Annotated in this window: 6 protein-coding genes; 3 read left to right on the plus strand and 3 right to left on the minus strand. The window is 36.1% G+C overall.

What is annotated here, in order from left to right; translation table 11 throughout:
* Positions 1 to 554: 554 nt before the first annotated feature.
* Together P9B04_RS12265 and rsmA are read right to left on the minus strand one after the other, a co-directional pair.
* Positions 555 to 956, minus strand: a complete 402-nt coding sequence (locus tag P9B04_RS12265) for a tyrosine-type recombinase/integrase (RefSeq protein WP_342055277.1) — start codon at positions 954 to 956, stop codon at positions 555 to 557.
* An 89-nt stretch (positions 957 to 1045) separates the two neighbouring features.
* On the minus strand, positions 1046 to 1858 hold the full coding sequence (rsmA, locus tag P9B04_RS12270; protein ID WP_342055278.1) for a 16S rRNA (adenine(1518)-N(6)/adenine(1519)-N(6))-dimethyltransferase RsmA: 813 nt from the start codon (positions 1856 to 1858) through the stop codon (positions 1046 to 1048).
* 28 nt (positions 1859 to 1886) lie between these two features.
* Between rsmA and P9B04_RS12275 the strand changes: the two genes are divergently transcribed.
* A complete protein-coding gene (locus tag P9B04_RS12275; protein ID WP_342055279.1) occupies positions 1887 to 3548 on the plus strand; it encodes an MFS transporter in 1662 nt (553 codons plus the stop codon).
* Positions 3549 to 3637: 89 nt separating this feature from the next.
* On the opposite strand, the gene P9B04_RS12280 is transcribed toward P9B04_RS12275, so the two are convergent.
* Complete coding sequence (locus P9B04_RS12280) at positions 3638 to 4522, minus strand: branched-chain amino acid ABC transporter permease (RefSeq protein ID WP_342055280.1); 885 nt, start codon at positions 4520 to 4522, stop codon at positions 3638 to 3640.
* A gap of 240 nt (positions 4523 to 4762) precedes the next feature.
* Between P9B04_RS12280 and P9B04_RS12285 the strand changes: the two genes are divergently transcribed.
* Positions 4763 to 5743: an ABC transporter ATP-binding protein gene (locus P9B04_RS12285; RefSeq protein ID WP_342055281.1), complete on the plus strand. Its 981-nt coding sequence runs from the start codon at positions 4763 to 4765 to the stop codon at positions 5741 to 5743.
* 64 nt (positions 5744 to 5807) lie between these two features.
* Positions 5808 to 6302, plus strand: a complete 495-nt coding sequence (locus tag P9B04_RS12290) for an ureidoglycolate lyase (protein WP_342055282.1) — start codon at positions 5808 to 5810, stop codon at positions 6300 to 6302.
* Positions 6303 to 6550 lie beyond the last annotated feature (248 nt).

Genomic DNA, 6550 nt, shown 5'->3' on the forward strand with positions numbered 1-6550 from the left:
GGTTTGATAAATCCCCCTCGTTTATAGTGCGGGGCTTCTCGGCGGTTAGCTAATATTGTCCTGTTCTAACTGATGATTTAAAGACTGTTTGTGATCTTGTCCCTTTTAACAAAAATGTCGAAAGAAGTCCCTACCTAAAAATACTATCAAAAACACTCATATTTTAGGTAGGGTGGCGACCCTCTCGGATTTAAAAGAGATTTGAAACAATCAAGAATCTTCGGTTACGGTCTAAAAATCGACAGGGGGGTACTAAGCGTGACATTCGCACCCTTTGTGGGAAAATCCTGAACCACTGATAGCAGTTTTCAGTTGGGTGTATTAAAATCTCGGTTTAGTGAAGGTGGGGAGTGTACTTCGACTTCGCTCAGTAACAGGGAGGGGTGGGAAGTGTGGGGACTATTTTTCTCTAAATTTGTAATCTATGCAAATGAAAATTGCTATGAGATGGCCATCAGCAGAAATATTAGTATTGGTTGGTATTTGAGAGCCTTGTGAACTAGTATTTTCCTGTTTACAAAGTAGAGTTTGTAAAGCAATAATATTTTTATAAGTTAGCGAAGAATAAATAAATAGACATCAGGAAAATTTATACTTTTTGCTACTGCTTCCAAAACCTTAAACACTTGAAAACTTTTCAATGGCTTTCCGGCTCTATCAGTAAATAAAAAGTTAGATTTCTGCAATTCCTTTCCATTAAGATAAACAGTTAAATAAGGTCTTAATCTAGCTGTAATTTTAGATTTTTTTACTTTTCGTGTATTTGAATCTCGAATAAAAACTGTTGTAGAGGTAATATCCTTTTGTTGTAAAGATAAAACATCTTCTATTTTTGAAGAAGTGAAGTAGGCTAAGGCGACAATGATTCTATGCCGAAGAGGTAAAGTTTCTAGTAGTTCCTCTAATGGGGAAATGCTCGGTTCTCGTGATTGAAGTGAGTTGGTAGTATTCAACATCGTAAAAATCTGAGAGCGCAAGGAAAATATGAAAATATTATTAATATAAATAAATTATAACAAATGTTTGCGTCAAAATAATGAAATTCTTATCGAGACAAATAGTTACTTAACGCAATCCACTGATTTAAGTCCAGGTTTTCAGCACGAACTTGATCGTTAAGACCTATTTCTGTTAAAAATTCTCCAAGGAGATCGCTATTAATTAAACTTTTTAAATTATTGCGTAACATTTTACGGCGGTTAGCAAATCCCAAGTTAATTAAAGTTTCTAAACGTTTAGGGTTAATAGCAGGATTTAACAAAGAACGAGGTTGGAAAGTGATAATAGCAGAGTCAACTTTTGGAGGGGGAAAAAAAGCTTTACTGGGAACGTCACAAATATAGTTACAGTCAGCTAAATACTGAATTTTAACTGATAAAGCACTGTAATTTTTATTGCCAGGATAAGCAACAATTCTTTGAGCAACTTCTTTTTGAATCAATAAAACTATTAAGTCATAAGATGGATTTCGGGGAGAAGAAATACTACCCAATAACTTTTCTAAAATAGGGCTGGTGATGTTATAAGGAATATTCGCCACCACTTTATTGATAGGGAAAAATTTAGGAAAATCTTGAGCATCAGCGGCAATATCTAGTTTTAGTATATCTCCTTGTAACAATAGAAAATGATCAAAATTACCAAAACTTTTTACTAATTTTTTACATAAATCCCAATCTAATTCTACTGCAAGGACAGAGCTAACTAAGGGCAATAGACGACGAGTTAAAATACCTGTTCCTGGTCCTATTTCTAAGATGCGATCGCTTTCTTTTAGCCGCGCAGCCTGTATAATTTGTTCTAGTGCCGTTTCACTGCGTAACCAATGTTGAGCAAATCGTTTACGGGGTTGAGGCATAATTGATACTGTATAAGAGACTTTTTTTATGACATCATCTAATACTGAGAGACTCTACTTTACCACAAAATTAGCCTATGGTGCTGGTGATTTTGGTCCTGCGATCGCAGCTAATATTCTAGTATTTTATTTGTTATTTTTCTTTACCAATGTAGCTGGTTTACCCCCTGGTTTAGCTGGTAGTATTTTAATGATTGGTAAAATCTCTGATGCAATCAATGATCCTATTATTGGGGTCTTGAGTGATAAAACCCGTTCTCGTTGGGGTCGTCGTCTTCCTTGGATTTTAGGGGGAATAATTCCTTTTGCTTTTTGTTATTCTTTGCAATGGACAATTCCTCAATTTAGTGACAACTTAAACGTCAACCAATGGGGATTATTTATATATTATGTTGTTATTGGTATTTTATTTAACATTGCTTACACTACAGTTAATTTACCCTACACAGCATTAACACCAGAATTGACTCAAGATTATAACGAAAGAACTAGCTTAAATAGTTTTCGTTTTTCTTTTTCCATTGGTGGTAGTATTCTATCCTTAATTTTGTATATTTTAGCTTCTATTGCGTATCCTGATCAGCCTCAAACTAGATTCTTTATTTTGGGATTGAGTTGTTCTTTTCTAGGCATTATTGCCCTTCTTTGGTGTAGTTTACGAATTCAAGAAAAAGGGAGAAATCCTATTTTGAATTTAAATCAAAAGAAACAATTGGGGACGGTTTTGACTGGGATTGGTATCCTGGGAATTAGTTACGGAATTTTGAGAATGATTCCGGTTACATCAAACATAGTAGGAGGAAATGGTCAGATCGATTATATGAGCTTTTTTTCATTGCTTTCTGGTTCACTTTTATTTGGATTTGGCAGTAGTTTATTCCTTGCGAAGATTGAAAACCATTTAGCCACACAAGAGGTTAAACAAAGTCAAGAAAATCATCAACCACAAACTAATCTTTCTTTTTCACAACAATTAAAAATAGTTTTTAACAATGTTCCATTCCTATTTGTTATTGGAATCTATTTATGTTCCTGGTTAGCCGTTCAATTAACCGCGTCTATTTTAGTTTATTTTGTGGTTAGTTATATGAATCTAAGAGAAGATCAATCTGGTTTAGTTGCTTTAGCTGTACAAGGAACTGCTTTAGTCATGTTATTTTTCTGGCAAGCATTGTGTCAAAAGCTTGATAAAAAAGCCGTTTACTTTATGGGAACAAGTGTCTGGATTATTGCACAAATTGGACTCTTTTTATTACAGCCAGGACAAGTTAGTTTTATGTTTATTTTGGCTATTATGGCAGGTTTTGGAGTATCCGTTGCTTACTTAATTCCTTGGTCAATGGTTCCAGATGTTATAGAATTAGACGAATTAGAAACAGGTCAAAGACGAGAAGGAGTTTTTTATGCCTTTATGGTACTTTTACAAAAGTTTGGTTTAGCTCTAGGATTATTCTTAGTAGGTGTGGTTTTAGAAGCAGCCGGCTTTGTAGAACAAATTCCTGGTCAAGCTCTACCCACTCAACCTGAAACCGCTTTATTTGCCATCAGAATTGCCGTAGGTCCTTTGCCAGCTATAATTTTAATTATTGGCTTGATTTTGGCTTATTTCTATCCCATTACCCGCGAAGTTCATGCCGAAATTCGCTTAAAACTACAAGAAAAATATCAGCAACAAAACAATCAAGAATGATTTTTCTATTGGTTAGTAGTGATTAGCTATTATCCCTTGACTGTTCACTACTAAAAAATAATTTTGCCTCGAAAATCTAATTTTCTTGTCTAGAGAGTACCTTTAAAAATTCCTTGAGGACGAATTAAAAGAATCAGAATCATAATTAATAAAGCTACCCCTAATTTATAATCAGGACCTAACCAGGGTACGCTTAACTCTTGAGCAACCCCAATTACTAAACCTCCAGCGATCGCACCATAAGGGTTGCCAATGCCTCCTAATATAACAGAGGCAAACATAGGTAGAATCAGAAACCATCCCATATTAGGCCGTATGGTGCTGGTAATTAACCCCAACATCACCCCTCCAAGAGTGGTTAAAATCGCTGTAATAACCCAAGTCCAGAGAACAACTTGATCCACGTTTATCCCTGAAACCCTGGCTAAATCGATATTGTCAGCTACTGCACGCATCGCTTTACCAACTTTTGTTCGCTGCAATACTAAATGTAAAATAGCAATGGCCACAATAGATAAAACGATAGCCCAAATTCTATCCGTAGCTAACTGTAACCCAAAGATTTTTTGAGCTTGAACTAAAGGGATGTCATAGCGTTGGTTTTTTGCTCCCCAAATCATTAAAATTCCATTACGCAAAAACAAAGCTAACCCAATGGAAATAATGATTAAAGTGGTAGAACTGGCCCTACGATTGCGCATAGGTTTCCATAATAAATATTCTGAGACTAACATCGCTAAAATTGTCCCTGTAGCCCCGATAATAACAGATAAGCCTAAATTAATCCCTTGAGTATTCCCTAACCAGGTTAAATAAGCTCCCAAGGTCATAAAATCGCCGTGAGCAAAATTAGACAATCGTAAAATACCATAAGTTAAAGTTAACCCCACCGCAGCAAGAGCGATAACACTACCAATAGCCAACCCATCAAAGAGATTTTGTCCGGTGCGCAAAATTAGTTCTGATGTTTCCATACCCCAAAATTTCTCTATCTTATCCGTCTCAATGAAGATACACTATCCTGGGGAATTTTAGTGAAAAATCTCCTTTTAATTGTCATTCCCAGACAAAGAGAAATATTAATGTCTTTTTCAAGGAACAATATTAGGATGAGAATTTTTGTTAAATATTTTAATCGAGTTAAATTTACTCTAACAATAGGGAACAATGTAAGTAGAGCGTTTTTAATGTAGATTACAAATTACCTTAAAGCAATGAATTCCGCTACCGAAGTCAAACCACAAGACCCCAAAAACGAATTAATGCCAGTGGTACAAACATGGAATTTGAGTAAAGTGTATCACACCGGTTTTTGGATGAATCAAAAATTGCGATCGCTTAATGATTGCTCGTTTACCGTTTACAAAGGGGAAACCTTCGGGTTACTAGGGCCCAATGGTGCAGGAAAAACTACTCTCTTGAAAATGTTGTTGGGTATTGTACGTCCTACTACTGGACGCGCTGTTTTATTGGGGTATCCTGTGGGTAATTTGTCTGTGAAACAAAAAATCGGCTATTTACCCGAAAATGCTTACTATTACGATTACTTAACAGCTTGGGAATTTCTAGAATTCGTTGCCGGTTTATTTCAAATTCCTAAATCCATTCAAAAAAAACGCATTCCCGAATTAATTGATTTAGTGGGTTTAGCCCAAAAAACCGCCAAAAAGAAGCAACTAAGACGATACTCTAAAGGGATGTTACAAAGGGTAGGAATGGCCCAAGCTTTAATTAATGACCCAGAAGTGGTGTTTTTTGATGAACCCATGTCTGGACTTGATCCCTTGGGACGATATCAAGTTAGGGAAATCGTTTTATCTCTCAAAGAACAAGGGAAGACAATTTTCTTTAATTCCCATGTTTTAACGGATATAGAGAAAATTTGCGATCGCATCGCCATTTTAGCCAAGGGAGATTTGTTATGTGTGGGTTCCCTGGAAGAAATTTTAGGACGTTCTGATGTTTATCAAGTTATCGTTAAAGGTGGCAAAAGAGAGTCCCTAGAACCGTGGATATCAGGAATTAAAGAGATTGAATATACTTGGCACGGACAATTAACGGGAAATCCCCACGATTTTATCGAGTTTCTCTCCAGCATAGACGCTCAACTAATCAGTCTAAACCGCGCTCGCGCTTCTCTGGAAGATTATTTCCTACAACAACTCAGAGACAGGGGACTTACATTTAGTCAGTAGGGTTTTGTTTTCTGAGATTTGAATATTAGGATCAATATGGGAATATGTTTCTAACTCAGCAATTATGACTACAGTAACCACCCTCAAATCTCTGCCACTGGTTGATATTACTTTAGAGAAGTTTCAACCCTATGGACAACTAATCACTCCTTCTCGAGATGGTCAGGTGTACGACGAATCTGATGCTCAATTACACCTCAAAAACGGCACACCTCGATTCTATATTATGCGGTTAAAAGAAAGGGGTCGTCAGTTTCATCGTATTACTCGTCATGAACAATGTACTCAATGCTTAGGAGCATTGGAAGGAAAAGAGTGGTTTTTAGGGGTCGCACCTGCCAGTAGTGAAAATTTCCCCAATATTGAACAATTACAAGTCTTTAGAATTCCTGGAGATTGTTTTATTAAGTTAGATGTCGGCACATGGCACGCTGGTCCTTACTTTGATCACGATTTTGTAGACTTTTATAATCTTGAGTTGAGCGATACTAATGTGGTTGATCACTTTACCTATGATTTTCTAGCGCAAGATAACTTAAAGTTTGAAATCGCTGGCTAACCAGTTTATCCTTTGTGATTTCTGGGTTTCACACTTAACTTTATAATAATAAGTTTTACTTATTGTTTACATAAGGAAATGTTTAGTTAATCTTCTTTACAAAACTTGATGAATTGTCTATCATAAAGATGTCAAAACAAAAAGTACCTTGACAAATTAATAAGGAATTATAACCATGACAACTACCTTACAGCAACGCGAGAGCGTTTCTTTGTGGGAACAGTTTTGTCAGTGGGTGACCAGCACCA

The organism is Crocosphaera sp. Alani8, assembly GCF_038442745.1.
GTDB lineage: Bacteria > Cyanobacteriota > Cyanobacteriia > Cyanobacteriales > Microcystaceae > Crocosphaera.